13 protein-coding genes are annotated in these 21,551 nt (G+C 59.1%); 10 read left to right on the top strand and 3 right to left on the bottom strand.

Going from position 1 to position 21,551, the window contains the following annotated elements; translation table 11 throughout:
- The gene (locus tag RA157_RS17015; protein WP_350334307.1) at window positions 1-1,986 is read left to right on the top strand and encodes a putative bifunctional diguanylate cyclase/phosphodiesterase; all 1,986 of its coding nucleotides are present in this window, start codon (window positions 1-3) and stop codon (window positions 1,984-1,986) included.
- A gap of 41 nt (window positions 1,987-2,027) precedes the next feature.
- Here RA157_RS17015 and uraH read toward each other — a convergent pair whose 3' ends face one another.
- On the bottom strand, window positions 2,028-2,381 hold the full coding sequence (gene uraH / locus RA157_RS17010) for a hydroxyisourate hydrolase (protein ID WP_350334306.1): 354 nt from the start codon (window positions 2,379-2,381) through the stop codon (window positions 2,028-2,030).
- Window positions 2,382-2,596: 215 nt separating this feature from the next.
- Between uraH and puuE the strand changes: the two genes are divergently transcribed.
- Window positions 2,597-3,991, top strand: a complete 1,395-nt coding sequence (gene puuE, locus RA157_RS17005) for an allantoinase PuuE (RefSeq protein ID WP_350336237.1) — start codon at window positions 2,597-2,599, stop codon at window positions 3,989-3,991.
- A 76-nt stretch (window positions 3,992-4,067) separates the two neighbouring features.
- A complete protein-coding gene (locus RA157_RS17000) occupies window positions 4,068-4,562 on the top strand; it encodes an ureidoglycolate lyase (RefSeq protein WP_350334305.1) in 495 nt (164 codons plus the stop codon).
- 327 nt (window positions 4,563-4,889) lie between these two features.
- Here RA157_RS17000 and scpB read toward each other — a convergent pair whose 3' ends face one another.
- Entirely contained in the window at window positions 4,890-5,486 is a 597-nt protein-coding gene (gene scpB, locus RA157_RS16995) for an SMC-Scp complex subunit ScpB (protein ID WP_350334304.1), read from the bottom strand.
- Window positions 5,487-5,488: 2 nt separating this feature from the next.
- Window positions 5,489-6,520, bottom strand: coding sequence for a DUF1403 family protein (locus RA157_RS16990; protein ID WP_350334303.1), 1,032 nt, complete (start codon window positions 6,518-6,520; stop codon window positions 5,489-5,491).
- Between the two features lie 179 nt (window positions 6,521-6,699).
- Between RA157_RS16990 and RA157_RS16985 the strand changes: the two genes are divergently transcribed.
- From RA157_RS16985 to RA157_RS16955, 7 genes are all read left to right on the top strand, one after another.
- Window positions 6,700-7,710: a GDP-mannose 4,6-dehydratase gene (locus RA157_RS16985; RefSeq protein ID WP_350334302.1), complete on the top strand. Its 1,011-nt coding sequence runs from the start codon at window positions 6,700-6,702 to the stop codon at window positions 7,708-7,710.
- 11 nt (window positions 7,711-7,721) lie between these two features.
- A complete protein-coding gene (tviB, locus tag RA157_RS16980) occupies window positions 7,722-9,017 on the top strand; it encodes a Vi polysaccharide biosynthesis UDP-N-acetylglucosamine C-6 dehydrogenase TviB (RefSeq protein WP_350334301.1) in 1,296 nt (431 codons plus the stop codon).
- A gap of 170 nt (window positions 9,018-9,187) precedes the next feature.
- Window positions 9,188-10,000 carry an alpha/beta fold hydrolase gene (locus tag RA157_RS16975; RefSeq protein WP_350334300.1) on the top strand — a complete coding sequence of 271 codons (813 nt, stop codon included), beginning with the start codon at window positions 9,188-9,190 and terminating at the stop codon, window positions 9,998-10,000.
- A 464-nt stretch (window positions 10,001-10,464) separates the two neighbouring features.
- The gene (locus tag RA157_RS16970) at window positions 10,465-12,138 is read left to right on the top strand and encodes a Hint domain-containing protein (RefSeq protein ID WP_350334299.1); all 1,674 of its coding nucleotides are present in this window, start codon (window positions 10,465-10,467) and stop codon (window positions 12,136-12,138) included.
- A gap of 147 nt (window positions 12,139-12,285) precedes the next feature.
- Window positions 12,286-16,395 carry a hypothetical protein gene (locus RA157_RS16965; RefSeq protein WP_350334298.1) on the top strand — a complete coding sequence of 1,370 codons (4,110 nt, stop codon included), beginning with the start codon at window positions 12,286-12,288 and terminating at the stop codon, window positions 16,393-16,395.
- Between the two features lie 16 nt (window positions 16,396-16,411).
- Window positions 16,412-20,059, top strand: a complete 3,648-nt coding sequence (locus RA157_RS16960) for a hypothetical protein (RefSeq protein WP_350334297.1) — start codon at window positions 16,412-16,414, stop codon at window positions 20,057-20,059.
- Entirely contained in the window at window positions 20,059-21,546 is a 1,488-nt protein-coding gene (locus tag RA157_RS16955; protein WP_350334296.1) for an endonuclease/exonuclease/phosphatase family protein, read from the top strand. Before RA157_RS16960 ends, RA157_RS16955 begins: the two co-directional genes overlap by 1 nt.
- Window positions 21,547-21,551: the final 5 nt, after the last annotated feature.

The raw sequence follows: 21,551 nt of genomic DNA, 5'->3' as shown, positions 1-21,551 counted from the left end.
ATGCTGAGGCTGACATCACTCCCCTTGCAAGGTTATCTGGCTGCTTGTGTAGCGGTTCTGGCGATTGCCGTGGGCATCCACTGGGTGGTTATCAAAGACGCCAATTTCTCTCTGGAACATGCCAAACGCCTCGATGTGTCCTGGAGCGCATCAAATGGCCGGATCGAGATTGAGAAACTCCGCGCTTCAATCGGTCAGTATGCTGTCTCGCGGGCCCCGACAGATCACACACGGGCCAGAATCCAGATTGCTATCGTCAAAAGCCGTCTTGAGACATGGTCAAACGGTGACTTTAGCAAACTTGTTGCAGCTGACCCCGCCCTCACCCGGTCTCTGGCCAATGCACGGGCTGAAATTGCCAAGGTCGATGCGCTGTTCGCAGATCCCGGGCAACCTCTTGATGCCGAAGGGCTTCTGACCGCTGCCTACAGGTTGTCCAGAATATTCCATAGCATTGGTGCAACGGCTTATGAAAAGAGTCTGACAAAGGCAACCAGCATCCGGCAAAGGCTGGAAAACTCGCAGATGTTCCAGACCTGGCTGATCCGCGCACTTCTCGTTTTTGGCAGTCTTCTCCTTCTCATCACCATCCGCCAGAACCGGTCACTGAAAACCGCCAGCGCTCTGGCCCAGTCAAACGCGGACCGGTATTCTTTTCTTGCTCGACATGACCAGGTAACCGGCCTTGCCAACCGTATGGTGATTGACGAGACGCTGAACCAGCTTGCCACCCGCGAAACCCATCACGGCAAGGTCTGCGTTCTGGCGATCGACCTCGACGGCTTCAAGAGCGTCAATGACACTCTGGGTCATGCAGCGGGTGATGCCGCCCTTGAGGCAGTTGCAAACCAGCTGATGGCCGTTGTTGAGCCTTTCGGAGAGGATTGTGTGGTTGCCCGTGTTGGGGGTGACGAATTTCTGGTCCTGCTTGTGGTCGACAATGTGGCCTGGGATTTCGAGCAGTTTGCCAGCACCGTTCTGGATGGCTTTCGCGGTCCGCTGGAGACGAATTTCGGCACGGTCGAGCTTGGCATGTCCATCGGCATTGCGGAATCACGCCATGCCGAGATTCCAGGCTTCAGTCTGTTGATGAATGCCGACCTGGCCCTGACGGATGCAAAACTGACGGGCAAGAACCGTGTGGTAGCCTATCATGATGATCTGCGTATCCGGCTGAAGCGTCGGGAAATGATCGAGAGTGATCTCAAGATCGCAATCTCGACAGGGCAGATTCATCTCGCCTATCAGCCGCAATTCAGCATGACCACCGGTGACTGCATCGGCTATGAAGTGCTGGCGCGCTGGACCCACCCTGAGCTTGGCCCGATCAGCCCGGGAGAGTTCATTCCGCTTGCAGAAACCTCCGGTCTGATTGTCGAGCTGGGTGAATTTGTCCTGCTCTCGGCCTGTCGGAATGCAGCCCAGTGGCCTGACCACCTCTACATCTCCGTTAATCTGTCCATCGCACAGATTCTCAAGGATGACATTGTGGACTGTGTCAGCGAGGTCCTGAGACAGAGCGGCCTGGCCGCAGAACGGCTGAAGCTGGAAGTCACCGAAACCATGCTGATTTCCGATTTCGGCCATACCCGGCCCATTCTTGAAAGCCTGCAGGCACTGGGCGTCAAGATTTCCCTTGATGACTTCGGAACCGGCTATTCAGGCCTGTCCTATCTCAGCAAGTTTTCATGGGATGAAATCAAGATCGACCGTTCTTTTGTGGTCGCAGCAGAAGAATCCGACAATGTCCGCAATGTTGTGAATCTGGTCATCCAGATGGCCGCCCAGCTCGGGGCCTGCGTCACGGTTGAGGGCATTGAGACCGAAACCCAGTATACACTCTTCACCGGCTTCGGCTGCACCAACGCCCAGGGCTTCTATCTCGGCCGCCCGACGGGTCTTGGCACCGTGCAGCACGACCTGAGACATCGCTATCCGGATTTCTTCACCGGCCAGCGCACCGGACGCATCTCAGCAGCGGGTTAGAGCATATCCAGTCTTTATTAGGCCACCTGATCGAACGCCCCTCAACTCCCCCGGTAGGTTGAATAGCCAAACGGCGACAGCAGCAGCGGTACGTGGTAGTGGCTTTCTTCGCTCATGCCGAAGCGGATGGGGATGAGGTCGAGGAACCGCGGATCTTCCGGCGGGGTGCCTGTTGCATCCAGATAGGCGCCAGCGTGAAAGACCAGCTCATAGGTACCGGTGACGAAATCCCCAGCGGGCAGGATCTGTTCATCCGTCCGGCCATCCGCATTGGTCACAAGTGTTTTCAGATGCACCTGCTCGTTATCACTTATCCGGTAAAGCGCGATTTCAAGGCCCTCTGCCGGGCAGCCGCGCGCTGTGTCAAGAACATGGGTCGTCAGATAGCCTGTCATTGTTGCCTCTTGGGATCATGCAGATGCGGATAAGGGATCGTGCCTTTATGACGCCTTTTGTCATCCGGTACAGCACCCTATCACAAGAAGAACCTTTTTGAGATTTGAGAAAAACCACAATCATTCTTTTGCTATAACGGCATAATGAATAATACACCGGAGATGCGCCAGTGACCCCTCCAGAGACATCAGGCCCGACACGATATCCCCGCAATATGCGCGGCCATGGCCCCAATCCGCCCCATGCCCAATGGCCGGGCGGAGCACGGATAGCGGTGCAGTTCGTACTGAACTACGAGGAAGGCGGCGAGAACTGCCTTCTGCACGGGGATGGGGCGTCAGAGGCGTTTCTGTCTGATATTCCGGGCGCGCAACCCTGGCAGGGCCAGCGCCACTGGAATATGGAATCCATCTATGATTATGGCGCGCGCGCCGGGTTCTGGCGGCTCCATCGGCTGTTTACCGGCCATGATATTCCGCTCACCATTTACGGGGTCGCAAGTGCTCTGGCCCGCAGTCCCGAACAGGTGGCAGCGATGAAAAGCGCCGGGTGGGAAATCGCTTCCCACGGGCTTAAATGGATCGACCACAAGGATATGGCTGAGGCCGATGAGCGCGCAGCGATCGCCGAGGCCGTACGCCTGCACGAGGAAGTGACAGGCTCACGCCCGCGCGGCTGGTATACCGGCCGCTGTTCCGTCAATACCGTGCGGCTTGTGGCAGACCATGGCGGGTTTGACTATATCTCGGACACCTATGACGACGACCTGCCCTACTGGCTTGAGGTGGATGGCCGGGACCAGCTGATTATCCCCTATACACTTGAAGCCAATGATATGCGGTTTGCCGCCTCACCGGGCTGGGTTACAGGAGAAGATTTCTCCGCCTATCTGCGCGACGCGTTCGACACGCTTTATGCGGAAGGCGAAGCCGGACAGCCGAAAATGATGAGCATCGGCCTTCATTGCCGTCTGATTGGCCGACCGGGCAAGATTGCCGGGCTGAAGCGGTTTCTCGACTATATCTCCGGCTTTGAAGGGGTCTGGTGTCCGCGTCGCATCGATATTGCCGAGCATTGGAAGACGACACATCCGCCTCAGACTTTCGACCGGCCCAGCCGGATGAGCCGGGAGGCCTTTGTTGAAGCCTATGGCTCAATCTTTGAGCATTCCCCGTGGATTGCCGAACGCGCCTTTGCTCTGGAACTTGGCCCGGCCCATGACTGCGCCGCAGGCATTCACAATGCTCTTTGCCGCATGTTCCGCAGCGCGTCCGATGAAGAGCGGCTCGGCGTGCTCAATGCCCATCCGGATCTCGCCGGGAAGCTGGCAGCCGCAGGCCGTCTCACTGCCGAAAGCACATCTGAACAGGCCGGGGCCGGTCTGGATATGCTGACAGATGAGGAACGCAGCACCTTCCAGACGCTGAACACCCACTATGTGGACAAACACGGCTTCCCCTTCATCATCGCGGTACGTGATCACACCAAGGCCTCTATCCTTGAAGCCTTCCATCGCCGTATCGACAATGACCGACAGACAGAATTTTCCGAAGCCTGCCGCCAGGTTGAACGGATCGCCGAATTCCGCCTGAAAGACCTGCTGCCCTAGTGGGCCTTATATCTGCGCGAGCTTTTGTCTGAAAAGTCTGCCAACTTTTCAGAAGCACGCTGTAAAGGACAACCCAATGCCGAAAACCCTGCCGCTTGCCCCCCTGACCGCCGAAATGTTTGCCCCTTATGGCGAGGTGATTGAAGTGGATGGCGCGCCGGACAAGCTGATCAATCAGGGCATGTGCGGACGGCATCATGACCGGGCCCTGCTGGACTTCTCCGATGGTCGCGCCGGGATCAGCCTGTTTGATGCAAAGGCGCGCGCTTTTCCGCACATTGTAGACATGGTGGAGCGGCACCCTGACGGCAGCCAGGCCTTTGTTCCGCTGGATGGTGTGCCTATGCTGGTGGTCGTCGCCTCGGCTGACAGCGATGGCCGCCCGACGAATCTGCAGGCCTTTCTCAGCCAGCCCGGCCAGTCCATCAACCTCCATCGCGGCGTCTGGCACGGCGTCCTCGCCCCCATGGGTGCCCCGGGACGCTTCATCGTCATCGACCGGATAGGCGACGGCCCCAATCTGGAAGAACACTGGTTCGATGAGGCCTATCTGGTGGAAGGCAAAGGCTGACAGGTCCGTTCAAAATCAGGCTCTTGTCTTCTCCCTATGCCACCAGCCGAGATCGTCACCTGCACCCTTTAACCTGAATTGGCAGCAGTGCTTTTATCTGAAAAGTCTATCATTTTTCAGGAATGCACTTGGGCGGTATCCAGCGAAGAAGACGTCACATACTCAGAGCCTGTCGCCTCTGGACCCCGGCTCTGCGCTGCGCTTGGCCGGGGTGACAGTCTGGGGATGGGGCGAAGGTAGGGAACCTCCACACCCTCAGAACCTGCCGGGCTTTATTCTGATGCGAGCTTTTACCTGAAAAGTCTGTCAACTTTTCAGAAGCACGCTCTAAACCTCATCCGGCTCCTGAGCCATTTCAAGGTCCAGATCCGGCAGATCATCAATCGTTGCCAGCGTGAAACGGGTGAGGAAGGCATCTGTGGTGACATAGGTATAGGGGGCACCGGCGCTCGGGCTGCGCGGTCCCGGTGCGATCAACCGGTGGCGGCTGAGGCGGTTCAGGGTTTCCCGGCCAATCTCAACGCCGAAAATCTCTCCAAGCTCGGCACGGGTCACCGGCTGCTGATAGGCAATCGCGGTGAGAACGGCCATATCCCGCTCTGACAGGGAGGAGATCGGGTCGGGCACACCGGACGCAGCCCGGATCACATCCCCGTAGCGCCTGCGGGTCTGGAACTGCCAGCCCCCGGCACTCTCCACCAGATCATAGGGCCTGTCCTTCAGGGCTTCACGAATATCACCGATCAGCAGATCAAGATTGCAGGCCCGCCCCACAAGGCGGCTGAGCGCGTCCCGCTTCACCGGTTCAGGCGCGGCAAACAGCACGGCCTCCACCCGGCCCATCCATTCCCGCCAGCGAAGGTCATCGGGCAGGTGGTCAAGCTCCCGGTCGAGCAGATGCTGCTTTGTCTGACGCCCTGCCATCACTACAACCCGTAAAGCCGGAAGGTCGCCCGGCCGGTCAACTCGCGCAGGGCACCGAGTTCTTCAAGCCGTATGCAGAAGCGCCGCGCCGCACGGTCCGTCAGCCCGGTCTGGCGACAGAAATCAGACGCCGGTTGCACCGCATCCTCAGACAGGATCAGCCCAAACGCCCGCTCTGCGCCCCTTGTGCGGATTTTGGAGGCCGCAGCCCGGGCACGGCTGGCCCGCCGATGAAGATCTGCACCAAGATCACAGGCTTCTGCGGCCGCACGGGCATAAGCCCAGGCACACAGCAACAACCAGTGATCCGGCGGTTCGGACAGGAAACCGGACAGCGCCGACGATGGCAGCGCGCAGCCAAGCAGCGGCACCGGCGCATGCCAGCGCAGATGCCGGGCCAATGTTGCATCAGCCAGGCCCAGAGCTAGGGCAGGCCGGTGCGGGCTTGCCGCAAAGATTGTGGCACAGACACGGGCCGCAGCTGCCAAGGCACCCTCATCCGCCCCATCATCCAGAGCGGCCATCAAAGCCGCACCAATGGCCTGCCGCTCTTTCTCGGGCATGGGGAGCCTGTCCAGCAGCTCTTCCTGGGCGCTGGGGCGCAGCATCCGGCGTTCCGCAAAGGACCGGCAGAGCGTATAGACCTGCCCTGCGGGGCCAGGATCATCTCCGGGCCGGGTCAACAACAGGGCATCGCGAAGGGTGGCTTCATCCGCCCGGCTGCGGGATCTCTTCAGCACCTGAACCGCTGTCGCCAGAGCCTGCCGCTTGCGCCAGAGGTCGCCGGGAAAGGCCGTGTCAACCTGACCGGCCAGACCCGACAGCGCCCCGAGGCCCGCGCCTGCAGCCAGCATCACTTCAGTCTTTCGGGCGCGCACATGGTCAAGAAGCCGCTGAGGCTCGGACGAGGGTGCCGCTGCAAGCCGGGCCCAAGAAGGAAAGGCGGGAAAAGCGGAGACAGCGGGCAACCCGTCATCAGCCCACAAGCCCGGCCCCTTCGAATCGGCCCTTCTGGAATCAGCACGCTTGATCATGACGGGAGCTTATACCAACACGGGCCGAAGCGTCTCCGGTCTTTGTTAGGGTCAAGACTCTTTGCAGACCCTATAGCTTGCCCAATGGCTTGTATTGACTGTCGGGGCTTGCGAACATAGATAGTCTCAGATCCGGATCACGGTCGTGCTCCACTGTCCTTCGGCACAGGAACCTTGTCTTGAAACGTGTTTTTATTACAGGCACAGCCGGGTTTATCGGCTTCCACCTGGCTCGTCTGCTTCTGTCCGAAGGCTACAGCGTGCATGGCTATGACGGCATGACCGATTATTATGACGTGCGCCTGAAACAGCGGCGGCACGCCATGCTGCAGCAGAATGAACGCTTTGCGGCCACGGAGGGTCTGCTGGAAGACCAGGCCCGGCTTGATGCGGCACTGGATGGGTTCGAGCCCGATATCATTATCCATCTGGCGGCCCAGGCTGGTGTGCGCTACAGCCTTGAGAACCCGCGCGCCTATATCGATACCAATCTGGTTGGCACCTTCAACATTATGGAAGCCGCCCGCCGCCTTCAGGTCGACCATCTTCTGATGGCCTCAAGCTCATCGGTTTACGGGGCCAATGAGGACATGCCGTTCAGCGAGACGGAAAAGACCGAAACGCCCCTCAGTCTCTATGCCGCCACCAAGAAGGCCAATGAGAATATGGGCCATTCCTATGCCCATCTCTGGAACATACCGATCAGCATGTTCCGCTTCTTCACGGTTTATGGCCCATGGGGTCGCCCGGACATGGCGCTGTTCAAGTTCGCCGATGCCATTCTCGATGGCCGCCCCATCGATATTTACAACAATGGCGACATGTATCGCGATTTCACCTATGTGGATGATCTGGTCCGCGGCATCCGGCTGCTGATGGATGCCATTCCCGAACGCCCGGAAGACGGGCAGGTAGCAGAGGGTGACAGCCTGTCACCGGTGGCTCCGTTCCGGGTGCTGAATATCGGCAATTCCGACAAGGTCAGACTGCTGGATTTCATCGAGGCGCTGGAGGATGAACTCGGCATCAGGGCCATCCGCAACTACATGCCCATGCAGCCCGGCGATGTGGCCGCCACATGGGCCAATGCCGACCTGCTGCAGAGCCTGACCGGCTATCGCCCGGAGACCGGTTACCGGGAGGGCATTGCCCGCTTCGTAAGCTGGTTCCGGGATTATTACGGCAAATAGACAGGTGTGACATGACTTCCAGCCCGGCGCACAAGACATCTGACGACCTGAAGATTGCCATTATCGGCCTTGGCTATGTGGGCCTGCCGCTGGCGGTGGAGTTTGGCAAAACACGTCCGGTCATCGGGTTTGACATCAATAAAACCCGCATCGAAGAGCTGAAGCAGGGTCATGATTCAACCCTTGAGGTGGAGGATGGAGAGTTTGCGGCGGCCGCTGGGCTGACCTTTACAGACAATCCGGCCGATCTGGCGGATTGCAGCTTCTACATCATGACCATTCCGACGCCTATTGATCAGCACAAGCGTCCGGATCTCGCACCACTTCTCTCGGCCTCCCGCACGGTGGGTGCCCTGCTCAAGCCGGGCGATATTGTCGTCTATGAAAGCACGGTCTACCCAGGCGCCACCGAAGAGGACTGCGTGCCGGTTCTCGCCCGGGAATCCGGCCTTGTTTTCAACGAGGATTTCTTTGTCGGCTACAGCCCCGAGCGGATTAATCCCGGCGACAAGACCCATCGCCTGCCGTCAATCCTGAAAATCACCTCGGGCTCCACCCCGGAGATTGCCGAACTGGTTGATGAGGTCTATGGCAGCATCATCACCGCAGGCACCTTCAGGGCTGCATCCATCCGCATTGCCGAGGCCGCCAAGGTGATCGAGAACACCCAGCGGGATCTCAATATCGCGCTGGTCAATGAACTGGCCATCATCTTCAACCGGCTCGGCATTGATACGGCTGCCGTTCTCGAGGCCGCCGGGACCAAGTGGAATTTCCTGCCGTTCCGGCCCGGTCTTGTAGGCGGGCACTGCATCGGCGTTGATCCCTATTACCTCACCCACAAGGCCCAGGCTGTGGGCTACCATCCGGAAATCATTCTGGCCGGGCGGCGGATCAATGACAGCATGGGCCCCTATGTGGCCAGCCAGATGATCAAGGCCATGCTGTGCCGAAAAATCCAGGTCAACGGCTCGCGCATTCTGGTGATGGGGCTGACCTTCAAGGAGAACTGCCCCGACCTCAGAAACACCCGCGTGGTGGACGTGATAACGGAGCTGAAGGAATACGGGGTTCAGGTGGATGTGTTCGACCCCTGGCTCAAGGCAGACGAGGTCCGGGCCGAATATGATCTCGAGCTGACCTCCGCCCCTTTCGAGGATGACACCTATGACGGAATCATTGTCGCCGTTGGCCATCAGGTGTTCATCGATGAGTATCGGGAGGAGATCGACCGCTTTACGAGGGACGGTGCGGTGATTTTCGATGTGAAGAACATCCTTGGCCGGGCCGATACACTGAAGCTTTAGGGTTCCCGCTTTAGCGCGAGGTTTGTTAGAGCCGAGAGATTCATCAATCGATTTTCCTGCATAAGCTCCGCAAGATTATTCAATTTCCAAATGCATCCTGCTTTGTCATCTTAGGGTGAGGTCCGGTTGGGCGGCAAACAACGTGCGCCAACAAAGCAAAGAGAGGAAGCATGCCGGTTTCAGCCGAGGGTACAGCCTATGACATCCAGGGCCCGGATGATGCGCCTGTTGTGGTGCTGATCCATGGCCTGGGCCTGAGCCGTTCAAGCACCTGGGGGGCCATCGCACCAGCCCTGGCACACCGCTTCCGGGTCTTGACCTATGATCTCTGCGGGCATGGGGAGAGCGCCCTACCCCGGCACACTCCCAGCCTCACCGTCCTGTCTGACCAGCTGATTGCCCTGATGGATGAGCTGGGCATCGGCAAGGCGGCCCTTGTGGGCTTCTCCCTCGGTGGCATGATCAACCGGCGGGTAGCCATTGACCATCCTGATCGGGTGTCGGCCCTTGCCATCCTGAACTCGCCACACGAACGGGACCCTGAAGCGCAGCGTCTGGTGGAAGAGCGGGCTGCAGCCAGCGATGCAGGCGGCCCCGGTGCCAATATTGATGTGACCCTGGCACGCTGGTTCACAGACAGGTTCCGGCGTGACCATGGCGATGAAGTCGACCGGATACGCGCTGTGGTGCTGGCCAATCACCCGGAGAATTACGCCCTGCACCGGCAGGTTCTGGCGAGAGGTGTTCTTGAGCTTATCCGCCCGCAGCCACCGCTCTCTGTACCGGCACTTGTGATGACATCAGCCCATGATACCGGCAGCACGCCCGCCATGAGCCACGCTATTGCCGGCGAGATCGCCAGGTCAGAGATCATCATCGTGCCCGACCTCCAGCATCTGGGGCTGATTGAGCAGCCGGATCTGTTCTCCGGTCCGGTGGCTGATTTTCTAGACCGTCGGGCAGATCAGAGCCTGTCTGCCTAGGGTCAAGACTCATTGCTCACGCCCATTCTGCGATAGTCATTTTTTCGTCCGGCGCGGCGGAGGTTCGCAGGAAACCTTCCGGTTTTCAAGGATCTCCAACAAAGCCGGGCGGTAAAATGACCCCGCCCGTCGGGTTCATCAGGGAAGCGCAGCCTGGCCACAAACAACAGCTTGAATAGGGTCCACCTGTCCTGCGCTCTTGTTTGCGCCCAATCTGCCCTTTCCTGATAAACAGAATAGGCGCCAGCAATGAGTCTTGACCCTAAGGCGATTCTTTCTGATTCTCCATAAGGTTGCAATAAACAGATCATGTGATGGATGCACAGGCGCGCCAGAACCAGGGGACAAATGTAATTTATACTACTTTTAAATGTCATAAAAATCCCTTACGCTACCTCTAATATAAGAAAAAATAATAAGCTCCGCCTCGAATTAAGAAATTTTCTTTACGGGAGGGGGCAATTATGTCTGATTGCAAAAATGAAGACACGCATGAATTACTCAGTCTGTCCAATGAGCTTGATGACAATTCACCGATAATACTCAATCCGGCCATACCCATACACAAGGCCGTTATCAAACGTTTGCTGAACCTCAGTGGAAAAACTGAGAAGACCCATCCGCGACTTTTCCAGCATGTGGAAGATGGCGCGTCATCCAAGCCAAACAGCGACACCGCCCAGCAGTTGCACATTGTCGATTCCGGCGCAGACACTTGTGGCAGGGCCACAGCCCGCGTCTGGCACCATCATGCTGACGGCTCCCTGATGTCCGGCAGCCTTGCACTGGCGATGGATCCGGATACGGGCGAAATCCTGGCCCAGGGCTATGGCAACCGGGTTGGCGGTGGCCTGACCCCTGCAGCAACCCGCACCGCTTCGGCAAAACCGGCTCCGGCCAATGTGCGGACAATCGGCTTCAGCCATACGGTTCCAGAATCCGGTGCAGCACCACAATTCGCTCTGGTGAGCAATGTCCAGCCTGCCGCTCTCAATGTCCAGACCGTCCCGGCCACGATTGATGCACCCAAGATCATCCATACCGGCAACGGCTATATTGAAATCGGCCTGGGGCGGCAGCAGACCGGCGTGGACCTGGACTACTTCTATCCGCAGGATACCAACAATACTCCTATCCTGCTTGTGCCCTTTGTCGGCAATGTCAACACCCAGCAGCCGCTGAACCATGTGGACCCGAACACCGGCAATTTCACCCAGGGGCTCGGCCTGACAACCAGGCTGTATTCGGTAACCGGCAAATCCTATTCACAGCATGAGTCCAGCCAGTCCATCACCAGTCAGGTGACCGGCAACACCTCAACCAATGTGGTGAGCTGGAGCTATCCGTTTAACGCCAATGATGACAGCACGTCGCTTCAGTATCAGCCACTGGCAGCAGCCCGGGACACGGTGTCGGCCTTCTTCTTCCAGTTCGTCATTCCGGTGAACAATATCGCTGCGCCTACATTCACCTTCAATGTCTGCAGCTATGACTGGCCGGAACAGCCATCGGTGAACTGTGTGCAGATCGCCAATCTGAAATTCTGGTGGCATTGCGTCGCAGCCGATGCGGCGGTGACGCTGGAAGACGGGTCACACAGCCCGCTTGAACAGGTGGATAACACAAAGCGTGTCAGAACCGCCCATGGCGGCGGGCTTGGTGTGGAGGCGACAACACGTGGCCTGCACAAGGTTGCCGGAAGCGACAACCCGCTGGATGCGGTGCTGGAGCTGCATACCAGAAGCGGCTTCAACGTCATTCTGACCGGCGGTCACCCGGTCATGACACCCAACGGACTGGTTCACGCCTGCGACCTCAAGCAGGGCATGCCGGTGATCACCGAAGAAGGCGTGGACAGTGTCGTCTTCTGTCAGCCCTCGGACTATGACGGGGTCTTCTGCAATCTGAAGCTGGTTGATGAGCATGACCGGAGAGCCGGTCTGGGTGGAACCGTTGGCACCTTCTTCGTCAACGGCATTGCGGTCGGCGATTTCGAGAGCATGGAAACAGCACGGCACGCCAACACCCATTCTCTTGATTACATGCTGCCGCGCCTGTCCGAGGAATGGCATCAGGATTATGCCAGCACACTCCGGATGATCCATGAAGACAACGCCAAATACGGCACATCATACTAGGTGCCGGGTCCCGGAGTTCACCCTGTTCAGACCCGGAATTTTCCGGGTCTCTGGAGGGAAGCAGGCTGAGCTTCGGATGTCTTCATGACCATCTCTTTTCTGTTTGTCTGATCAGGGCTCCCTCCCCTTCTTTGAAACGGGTGATCCATGGATAAAGAACAGGAGCTTGTTGCTGCGCTGACACCAAGGCAGACGGTTCTCGTAACCCTGCTGAACGCTGCCAACACATTCGTCTCTGTGGTCTATGTGGACCCGTTCGCGCCACGACCGATGGGCTTTACGGAAACGGGCGTTATCGCCTCACTGACCGGCACCGGCGTTCCAGCCGGTGACGTGGCTTATGCCCAGCTTCTGGAAAACGAGACACCCATAGCCTATGGAACCGGTGCGACAGCCAACGCGGTCCGCGTGCTCAATCCGCGTCCGCTGGCATCAACCCTGTCCTATACCATGCAGGTCCAGTTCGCGGCCTCCGGCAAAAAACCGCAGGATCTCGACTGGTCCAACCCGGCCAATATCGCGTCAGCGCCTGTCATCACCCAGCAGGCACGCGTCCGGGAACTGACGGTCACCTCATCAGGTTTTGACTTCTCCTGGGATATTCCGAGTGGTTCACAGATCGGCGGGATTTATCTGCAGCTTATCAACCTCACCAAAAACGCCCTGACCGGAGACTATTATCTGGGGTCAGATGCCAATGCCAGCGTCAGCGCTTCCCTTGCCACAGACAGTTTCGCGGTCCGGATCTCCCCCATCCAGCCAATCACAGGCACCAGTACAGGCGGCTTTGCCAGCCCCTATTCCATCGGCCCGCCCAGCCCGCCGCAGATCATCCCGGCCCATGCTCCAACCCTGTCCGCCATCAGTTTTGACGGCAACCGCGCCGAAGCGACCTGGACCGCCCCCACCGTTCCGGCAGGAACCATTGTCACCCTGCCACGCTATGAGCTGATGCTGCTGTCCGGCACGTCTGTTGTGATGTCCGCCATGGGCGGTGCGACTGGCGGGGCTCTGGTAACAGGCGACATCAGCACCGTCGCCAGCCCGTCACTTGCGGCCCGGACCATCTATGACAGCTTCGTCGGGGCCAATGGCACATCCATTGCCCTTGGCGCTCTGGCTCCCGAACCGGTTTCCGTGTCTGTCACATCTGCCAGCCAGAAAAGCTCGATTGCCGCAACATTCGCCACACCATCCGCCCTCTCCACAAGCAATCAGCTGGTGGCGACGCTCTACACAAATGGCGTTGCAGGCACACCGCAAACCCTGAGTGCGGCTCCCGCCACAGTGACCTGGTCCAATATCAGCCCGGCAGCAGACAGCGTCTATGCCATTGAAGCCAGAATGGTGACCAGCACCAACTCAAAGACCAGCACCGGTCCGGCATCCTCTCCGGTTTCCATACCGCTTGCCACGCCAACGGTCAGCGCGGCGGACTATGACGGCGAAATCCTGACCCTCGACCTTGCCTTTGCCTCTGAGACCGCAGCGGACGGCTACGCCATCACCGTGACGGATGGCACGACGCCGCAACATTTCACCGCAGGGCCAAGCATGCCCGTCCGCATTCCGTGCAATCTGGATCTGTCCAAGACCTGGTCGGTAACTGCCCGCCCGACAATCGGCATCATTCAGGGAACAATATCCGCCAGCCATTCCGTAACATTGCCCACCCTTGCGGCACCGGTGCTCAAGTCCGTCGTCTATGATGGCGAACAGCTGCATCTTGCCTGGTCGGCGGCGAGCCTTCCCTATCTTGACGGTTATCTGGTGAAAGTTGCCCATGGCAGCACCAACAAGCTGACCGTTACGACCGGGTCGGAAACGGTTCTCTCCATACCGCTGGCCAAGGCAGATGCCGCAGGGGCGGCGGTCACCGTTACCGGCACATCTGCCCTGCGCAACAGTGCGGCCAGCACAGCCGTTGACCTGATTACCGATGTCATCACCATGGGGCTGGCAACCGTCACCGCAAGCACGGTCACGGCCACCTGGACCACAGCCGGCAGCGGCACGGTGGAAGCCCTGCTGACCATTGATGGCACGGTGGTGGATACTCCGTCAGGGGCCACCGCAACCGGCGTCAGCTTCACCACACCCAGTGACAAGACCCAGAAATACGGCCTGCAGGCACGGCTGATCAGCGCCGACAAGATAGCAGCCGGGCCGCTTTCAGGCGCTGCCGAGCTGATCCTTCAGACTCCAGCCCTGTTGAGCGCGGAACTCGGCACCAGCGGCATGGATCTCGCCTGGACGGCGGATGATACGGCCGCGATAGAGACCTATGAGCTGAAAGCCACCACGTCTGCCAGCCACACGGCCAGTGTCACCGTCGACGGAACACGCTATAGCGGGCCCACTCCGGCTGAGTTTCTCGAAGCCGGGACGCTCACTATCACACCCAAAAATGCCCATTGTACGGGCCCGGCACGGTCCGTGAGCATTCTGGCACAGGCCAGCGTGTCGAGCGGCAGCTATGACGGCAAAACCCTGTCCCTTCATGCCGATGTGGGCGCGGTCTCTCAGGGCAACATCTACTGGCTAGATGTTTTTGCGGATGGCGGCCTTCTGGCCCGGAAGAGCTTTGTGGCCACGGCCAACCCGTTTGCCCAGCCCTTTACCATTGATGTGGGCATACCCGACGGTGCTGCTGTGACGGCACGGATAACCGGCATCGGCCCACACAGCCTGACCCCGGGTTCTGCGGATATGGCGGTGCCATCATCCATCCCGACCCTGACCAGTGCCGCCTATGATGGCAGCAAGCTGCATGTGGCGTGGCAACCGAAACCCGGGCCCGGCACCGGCGGCTATGTGGTCTCGGTCGCCGGCGGTTCACCCGCCATACCCGACACCTATGTATCCGGCGCAAACAGCGCATCAACCGCGATCACCACGTCGAGCATTTCCTATCCGTTCGGGGCAAACGTTGCCGTCAGCATCAGGGCCGCATCGGGGCAGAACGGATCAGCGGCCACGGTAACGGGTCAGCCCGGCACGGCACAGAAGCCTGTGCTGGCAGGATATGGCTATGGCACCGGCGTCAAGGCAGCCGGTGACCCGCCCTATCTGTTCCGCTCAGGCACGTACCAGACCCTCAATGACGTCTCCGGCAATGTCATCGAGCTCTATCTGCCAAAGCCGTTTACAGGGTCTGCAAACCCAACAGTGTCATCCACATCCGCCAATGCGTTCAAACTTTCCCCGTCCCCATCCGGCTCGGCTCTGCCCTACAAGCTCACCATCGGCACCGATGCCTGGACAACGCTCGGCTCAAACGGTGTCAGAACCTCGCTCCGGACCAGCTATATCGGTTTCCTGAACGATGTGGAGGATACAGGCGTCTTCCCCTGGGCTATTGCCCTTCTCCGGCAGATGATTGCCGAGGCCATGCCACAGACTTTCGAGGAAGTGCTCTACTATCGCTATGGCCTCTGGCACGACAACAGTCTGCGCGTTGCCGACCTGACCCCGGGCACCCGCCTGCAGGTGTCCAATGCGGTCTATCAGTCGCCCGTTGGCGGCACAAACGAGAAGAACGGATATGTGGCAACGGGTACGGAGATCATGGATCTTGCCTCGGCCATCCCGCAATCCGGTGCCAGCACACTGGCAGCCGGACCAAACCGGAGCCTCTCGGTCGATACCTTCCTGTCGCTGATGTATCCCGGCAGCGGCACCGGCACCGACAAGACACCCGTTGCCGCCGGTGCCATTGACTTCTTCGACGGGCAGAACCGGCAGGCCTATTACCGGCTGTTCTATCCAGCGGATTTCCTCTCATCAGGCAGCACCGGCTCCAACTCGGCAGAGAGCAATGTGGCTCTTGCGGGCGCAGCCACCTGGAAGAAGCTCGACACAATCACCCAGGCCTATGCGACCTCCGGCACCTTCCCCAACAGCAACGACTATTTCCTCACCTATTTCAGGGGCCGCTCAGCCATTACACCGCTCATCAACATTGCCATACAGTCGGAACAGCGCTGGGTGCCGCTCGGCACCACAGTCCGGCAACTGCTGAGCGCTCAGGGACTGGCGCCCTATTTCGGCGGCAATGGCGGCGACCAGATTGCCATGACTCGGGCCAGCGCCAACCTCTTCGCCTATCCCGATATTGCACCCAGCCTGTCCCTTGATCCGATCAATCTGACGAACAGCGACCTCGGCAATCTCACGCCGCTCTACTGGCCGCTGGATATGCCGGTGGTCGGCGGCGACCAGATTTCACTGAAAGGCAGCCAGACCGTAGCCCCCTAGCGGAAAGACCAGCACCGTGCCAGCACCCCAGTTTTCACAGTCGACCGGAAGCCCGAGCCTTTACTGGCTCGACGGTGGTGTCTGGTCCTCTTCGGGCGCTTTCGGGCTGGTTCTCTATCCAACAACGACCGGCGCACCGGCCAGCCTGACCCTGCCGCAATCCTGGCAGACCTATCCCGGTTACTATGTCTCGATTGCGCAGAAACCAACCAGCGCAGACGAGCCGAAACTGGTCGAGACAATTCTCTCACTTGTGGCCAGCCTTGGAGCGGATGCCCGGTTCTTCTGGCTGAAATCCGCGTCCGGACCTTCCACCGCACGGGACACCTGGGAACCGAGGGCGCTCTACGTCACCCAACAGAGCGGTCAGGCCAGCGGTACACTCAACCGGCCGACCGTCTTCCCCCTCGGAGCTTACCGCTTCAGCGTATCAGGCGGCCAGACCATCACCCCCACTTCAGACGGGTTCAGCATATCAGGCTCGGTCAATCCGGCTTTCCAGCTTGTAACAGAAAAAGCCGCGTGGCCACTCAGCCCCCAGAGTAACGGAGCCACGGTTCTCTCAGTCAACGGGGCCACTGCCGGCACATTCCTGCTGAACGGATCCCTGGTTCTTGATGGCAGCACCAATGATTATGCCCTCCTGGATATCAGCCTGCGGTTTGGTGTTCCCGACCAGTCCGATCCTCAGAAATCGCGGCTTCTGTCGCTCCACTACCCGATCTTCGCCACACCACCGGCCTCCACAATAGGCGTCACCTTCCGGTGTGATCCGGCAGGGCTTCTTGATGCGAAGCGGACATCTCTCGTCTACCGGGGCAACGTCTCCGCCCAGGTCTGCCACTACACCACCCAGCTTGGTTACGGCGTCAGCCTGACCCCTAATGGCCACGACGCGACGACCGGGCTTGATGCCGGATTTGCCTTTCACAAACGACCGGATACCACTGCCGGGCTTGATGGGGATGACCCGCTCTATCTTGGTCCTATAGGCCCCTATCTGATGACCATCGGAACGCCGCCAGGCGCAAGCGGCATGCCCGCCGCGCGGCTGACCGGCGGGGTTTCGGGGATTGAGTATTTCGGCTTTTCGTCCGGCCAGTCCGTACCGGTCACGTTTACACCGGACCAGTTGGCCTTCGCGCCGGATTTCCCGCCCGCGCCGGATACAGCCGCCGGTCAGAACCAGCTCGGCGGTGGCGTACAGAATGCCTTACAGACACCGCAACTCACCAACAGGGCAACCGCACCATATGCGCTGATCGCATCTCCCGCATCCGGACAGGCGGCCTATTATGCCCAGCCCGATGACAGCTCCTTCTTTGCCATCCGGCCGGACAACCAGAACAATTCGGCGCTCTTGCCCTATCTGACGTTTCTGGAACTGGTGACAAGCACACTCGGTGCCAATGCAGATGCGTTCTACCCGCTCCTGCCCTATCGCGGTGCCCGCGCCAGCGACCTCTCTCTGATGCAGGCGCTTGAGGCCCAGATTCTCAGCCCGCTACGGCGCACCCGCATCACCGACGGGCTGAACAACCACCCGAGAGCCTCTGCCATGGCGCTGGCGGATATCCAGACCGATTGCACCGTTCTTGCTGCCGGAGACTATGATGCCGTGACACCACAAGGCATCAAGGCCCGCTTCAACAGCACCACCATGACAGCTCTGCTGCTGAGCCCGGAGCAAGCGGGAGCGCAATTGCCACAGCTTGCCTTCAATACCCCCAGCGACACCTTTCGCCAGGCGTTGCAGAGCAATCAGCTCTTTCTTGTCGCAGCAGACGGTACCCTGCTCCAGAACAATGTGGACCTGAATTACTGGATTACCCAGGATGTACTGGGTGACCTCACCCGGCTGACCGGTGCAGAAGCCATCCCGGCAGCGGTGATTTCTCTGCTGTCATCCCAGTCGGCGCGCGCACCGCAAACCTCAAAAGCCGCGTTCACCACCATGCTGCAGGGTATTCTGACCGGGACGAACGCCCAGTATATCCCGACAGTGACGAAATACGCGGCCTATTTCCAGCTCGACATTGAAAGCTGGCGGTTCAGGCTGTCTCCCGCGCTCTGGGCAGACAACCATACTTATCCGACAGTGATGATCTTCAAGTTCACATCGGGCAGTCTGTATGACTTTGCCCAGAACACGGAGTCCTGGGCCTGGCCGGATGTGGGCAAGACCAACGGCTCACTCGCCGATACCCGGACGATCCTCAACCAGGCTTTCAAGACCGCAACCGATGATGTTGCGGCAAAGAAGACCGAAAGCCCGTTCTATGATTTCGTCACCAATGTGCTGAACAATCCCGGCTGGACCGGCATTCTGTTTCTCAATGCCAATGTGCCCTTCAGTTCTGTGCCGCCTGAACTGTCCGGGCTGGCTGCAGGGATCTCGCCGGACCTCTTCCTCGCCCATCACGTCGGGATCTCGGTAACACCCATATCGGTCGACACCAGTCACCGGACCCTGAGCCAGTCGAAAAGCTCGATTTTCGGCCTCATCAATTATGACCAGCCCAAGGATATCGCCCATATCAGCAGCGATTTTGATTTCAAAGTCCTGCTCCTGCAGGTGCTGTTCGAGAATTCAGCCATCGCCAATTTCGCCGGGCGGATCGAGCTGTTCATCAACCGGCTGTTCGGCGCTCTGGTCACCCTGCAGGGCAGTGATCATTACAACAACATCATTCTGGATGGCAGCTATCAGCGTCAGGGGGCTTCCGGCCACTATTCCTTCACCTCCAGCCATGCGGATGTGTTCACCGACAGCACCGTCGGCAAGGGTGGGGATACCAATACAACCGTGCTGATCAGCACTGAATTCGATCAGGCGCAGTTTGTCACCGAGACAGCGGACGCTGCCACAAGCACCACAACACAGACCCGTTTCCTGCTGCAGGGGAAGTTGCGGTTTGCCGATTTTCCGGCCTTTGACGCCTTTTCCTTTGGCCCCACCTACAGCCGCAACGGAGCCCAGATCGAGGATGGCTATCTGACCTTTTCCGGGCTCTCGATCGATATGAGCTTCCCGGTCGCCACTCCCTCCACCCGGACCTTTGTCTTCAATCTTGATGCGATTGCTTTTGATGCAGGAGCCAGCAAGACACGACCCACAAGCTTCTTCCAGCGGTTCCCGTTGCAGATTGGCGGGCTTACTTACAACCCGGCCAGCACCAAACCGGCCGATCTGGGTTATATGGCGCTGGAAACACCGCTGGCCCAGCCGGGCTTTAGCGGAGACTGGTACGGGCTCGTGCTGAACGTGGATCTGGGAACACTCGGAGCCCTGTCATCCTCATCCGCCCTCAGCGCTGAAATTCTTGCGGCCTGGTCGCCGACACCAACCGGGTCTGACATCAATATCGGCTTGAAACTGCCGGGTGTTGAATCCGCTAGATCCCTTCTGCCCCTTCAGGGGGTCATTGATCTTGGTTTTCAGGCCATCGACCTGAGTGCCGACGGTGCTTTGAACACGCCACCTGATCCGGCCTATGTGCTCCGGTTCCGCAATTTCTATCTGCGTTTTCTCGGCTGGAAGTTCCCACCCGGCCAGAACACCATCGCCCTGTTCGGCAATCCGGATGCGGCCACCCAGAATATCGCCACCGATCGCGGTGCTCTCGGGTGGTATGCGGCCTATGCAAAGAAGGATGACACCTGATGCCCAATGTTGTCGTCTGCATCTGGAATATCCAGAATTACGGATCAAGCAGCCCCAAATATAATGGCCTGCCGGGCTCAGCCAGCAATGCCATGCGCAATGCCTTCATTACCGCCTTCATCCAGCAGAACAACATTGATGTCCTGCTTATTCAGGAGGTGTCCTCCACTCCTCAGGCCGCCCTGACTGATCTCAGAAACAAGCTCAACCATCCGCTTCCTGCCGGAAGCAAGGACTGGAAAGTGAGCTGGTGCGCCTGTGCGGTTGCCCACAGTGATACTGACACCGTGACCTCAGAGGATGATCTGATCTTCATGACCGGAGCCCGGACGGAAGGCTATGCGGTGGTCTGGCGCGACAACCAGGCCGCCCGCTTTGACATGCTTCAGGGGCTGAACCAGATTGCCAGCGGCACGGTTCCAGCCGGGAATTCACCGCTGAATATTTCTCTCTTTGGCAGACCCACAGACAACAACACCCTTGGCGGCGGACCTGAGAAGTTCGGCGCAACCGGCGGCTATCTTCCTGCCAACAATTTTCCATATCAGGCCGATGCTCACGGGGTCTATGGTCTGATGGATCACTGGCCAAAGCTGAACTATCCGCCCACCTCGACCTATGATGTGCTGGGGGTCCAGTGGCACAAGTCCCGCCGTCCGGCCTATGTGGTGCTGAAACTGAATGACGGTCACGACACACTCTGCCCCGTTGCGGCCTACCATGCCCCGAGCAATGCGACACGGGCCTCCTGGGGAGCTTTCATGTCAGGCCTGGCGCGCGAGGTTTATGCAACCAACGGGCTGGCGGCTGGTGTTCCCACTGCTGCCACAACTGTTCCACTAACCAAGTTTGTTTTCGGCGGTGATTTCAACCATTCGGTCGATCAGGCAGACTGGCCCGGTGACTACGCTTATATGAATGCCAATCATGCCCAGCAATTTACCGGTGGCGCGCAGACGACCCAGGCACCTGATCACACCGCAGCAGACACAGCCCGGCGCACCACAGTCCAGCTGATGACCGGCGCCGCCCATGACACGCCCATCATCTCAGCCGACCCCAATGACTATCTCCGCCACAAGATTGACCTGGCCTTTTTCCCACGGACCGCTCCCCAGGTTATCACGGCCCAGCGGATCAACCTGCCCACGGTGCTGACTGGTGCCGGCGGGGCTGCCTATGCAGGCTGCCTCACCGCCACAGACGCTTTCATGGCTCATGTGGCCGGGGCCGTTGCGGCACCCGACACCCGGTTTGCTGCCGTGACCGGACCGGAAAAACGCCACCGCAAGCGCAATCACGGCGGCGGGTTTGTCTATCAATGGTCACCAATCATATCCGGGGCCTGGGGCGGCACGTTTGTCAACTGGGCCACCACCCGGGCCCAGTTTGGTGCAGGCGCTGTGACCGATGCCCGCCGGGCAGCGGAATATTACCACATATTTGTCAGCGACCATCTGCCGCTTGTCGCGACAATACCGGTGTGAGGTGA

The organism is Coralliovum pocilloporae, from assembly GCF_030845175.1.
Lineage (GTDB): Bacteria > Pseudomonadota > Alphaproteobacteria > Rhizobiales > Cohaesibacteraceae > Coralliovum > Coralliovum pocilloporae.
The sequence above is the reverse complement of the archived record's forward strand: the minus strand, read 5'-3'. Positions and strand labels throughout refer to the sequence as shown.

Bases quoted from the DNA above. Each gene is read 5' to 3' on its own strand.
- RA157_RS16970 (WP_350334299.1), top strand. From the start codon at position 10,465: ATGTCTGATTGCAAAAATGAAGACACGCATGAATTACTCAGTCTGTCC.
- RA157_RS16990 (WP_350334303.1), bottom strand. From the start codon at position 6,520: ATGATCAAGCGTGCTGATTCCAGAAGGGCCGATTCGAAGGGGCCGGGC.
- RA157_RS17015 (WP_350334307.1), top strand. From the start codon at position 1: ATGCTGAGGCTGACATCACTCCCCTTGCAAGGTTATCTGGCTGCTTGT.
- uraH (WP_350334306.1), bottom strand. From the start codon at position 2,381: ATGACAGGCTATCTGACGACCCATGTTCTTGACACAGCGCGCGGCTGC.
- RA157_RS16955 (WP_350334296.1), top strand. From the start codon at position 20,059: ATGCCCAATGTTGTCGTCTGCATCTGGAATATCCAGAATTACGGATCA.
- puuE (WP_350336237.1), top strand. From the start codon at position 2,597: ATGCGCGGCCATGGCCCCAATCCGCCCCATGCCCAATGGCCGGGCGGA.
- RA157_RS16975 (WP_350334300.1), top strand. From the start codon at position 9,188: ATGCCGGTTTCAGCCGAGGGTACAGCCTATGACATCCAGGGCCCGGAT.
- scpB (WP_350334304.1), bottom strand. From the start codon at position 5,486: ATGGCAGGGCGTCAGACAAAGCAGCATCTGCTCGACCGGGAGCTTGAC.
- RA157_RS16965 (WP_350334298.1), top strand. From the start codon at position 12,286: ATGGATAAAGAACAGGAGCTTGTTGCTGCGCTGACACCAAGGCAGACG.
- tviB (WP_350334301.1), top strand. From the start codon at position 7,722: ATGACTTCCAGCCCGGCGCACAAGACATCTGACGACCTGAAGATTGCC.
- RA157_RS17000 (WP_350334305.1), top strand. From the start codon at position 4,068: ATGCCGAAAACCCTGCCGCTTGCCCCCCTGACCGCCGAAATGTTTGCC.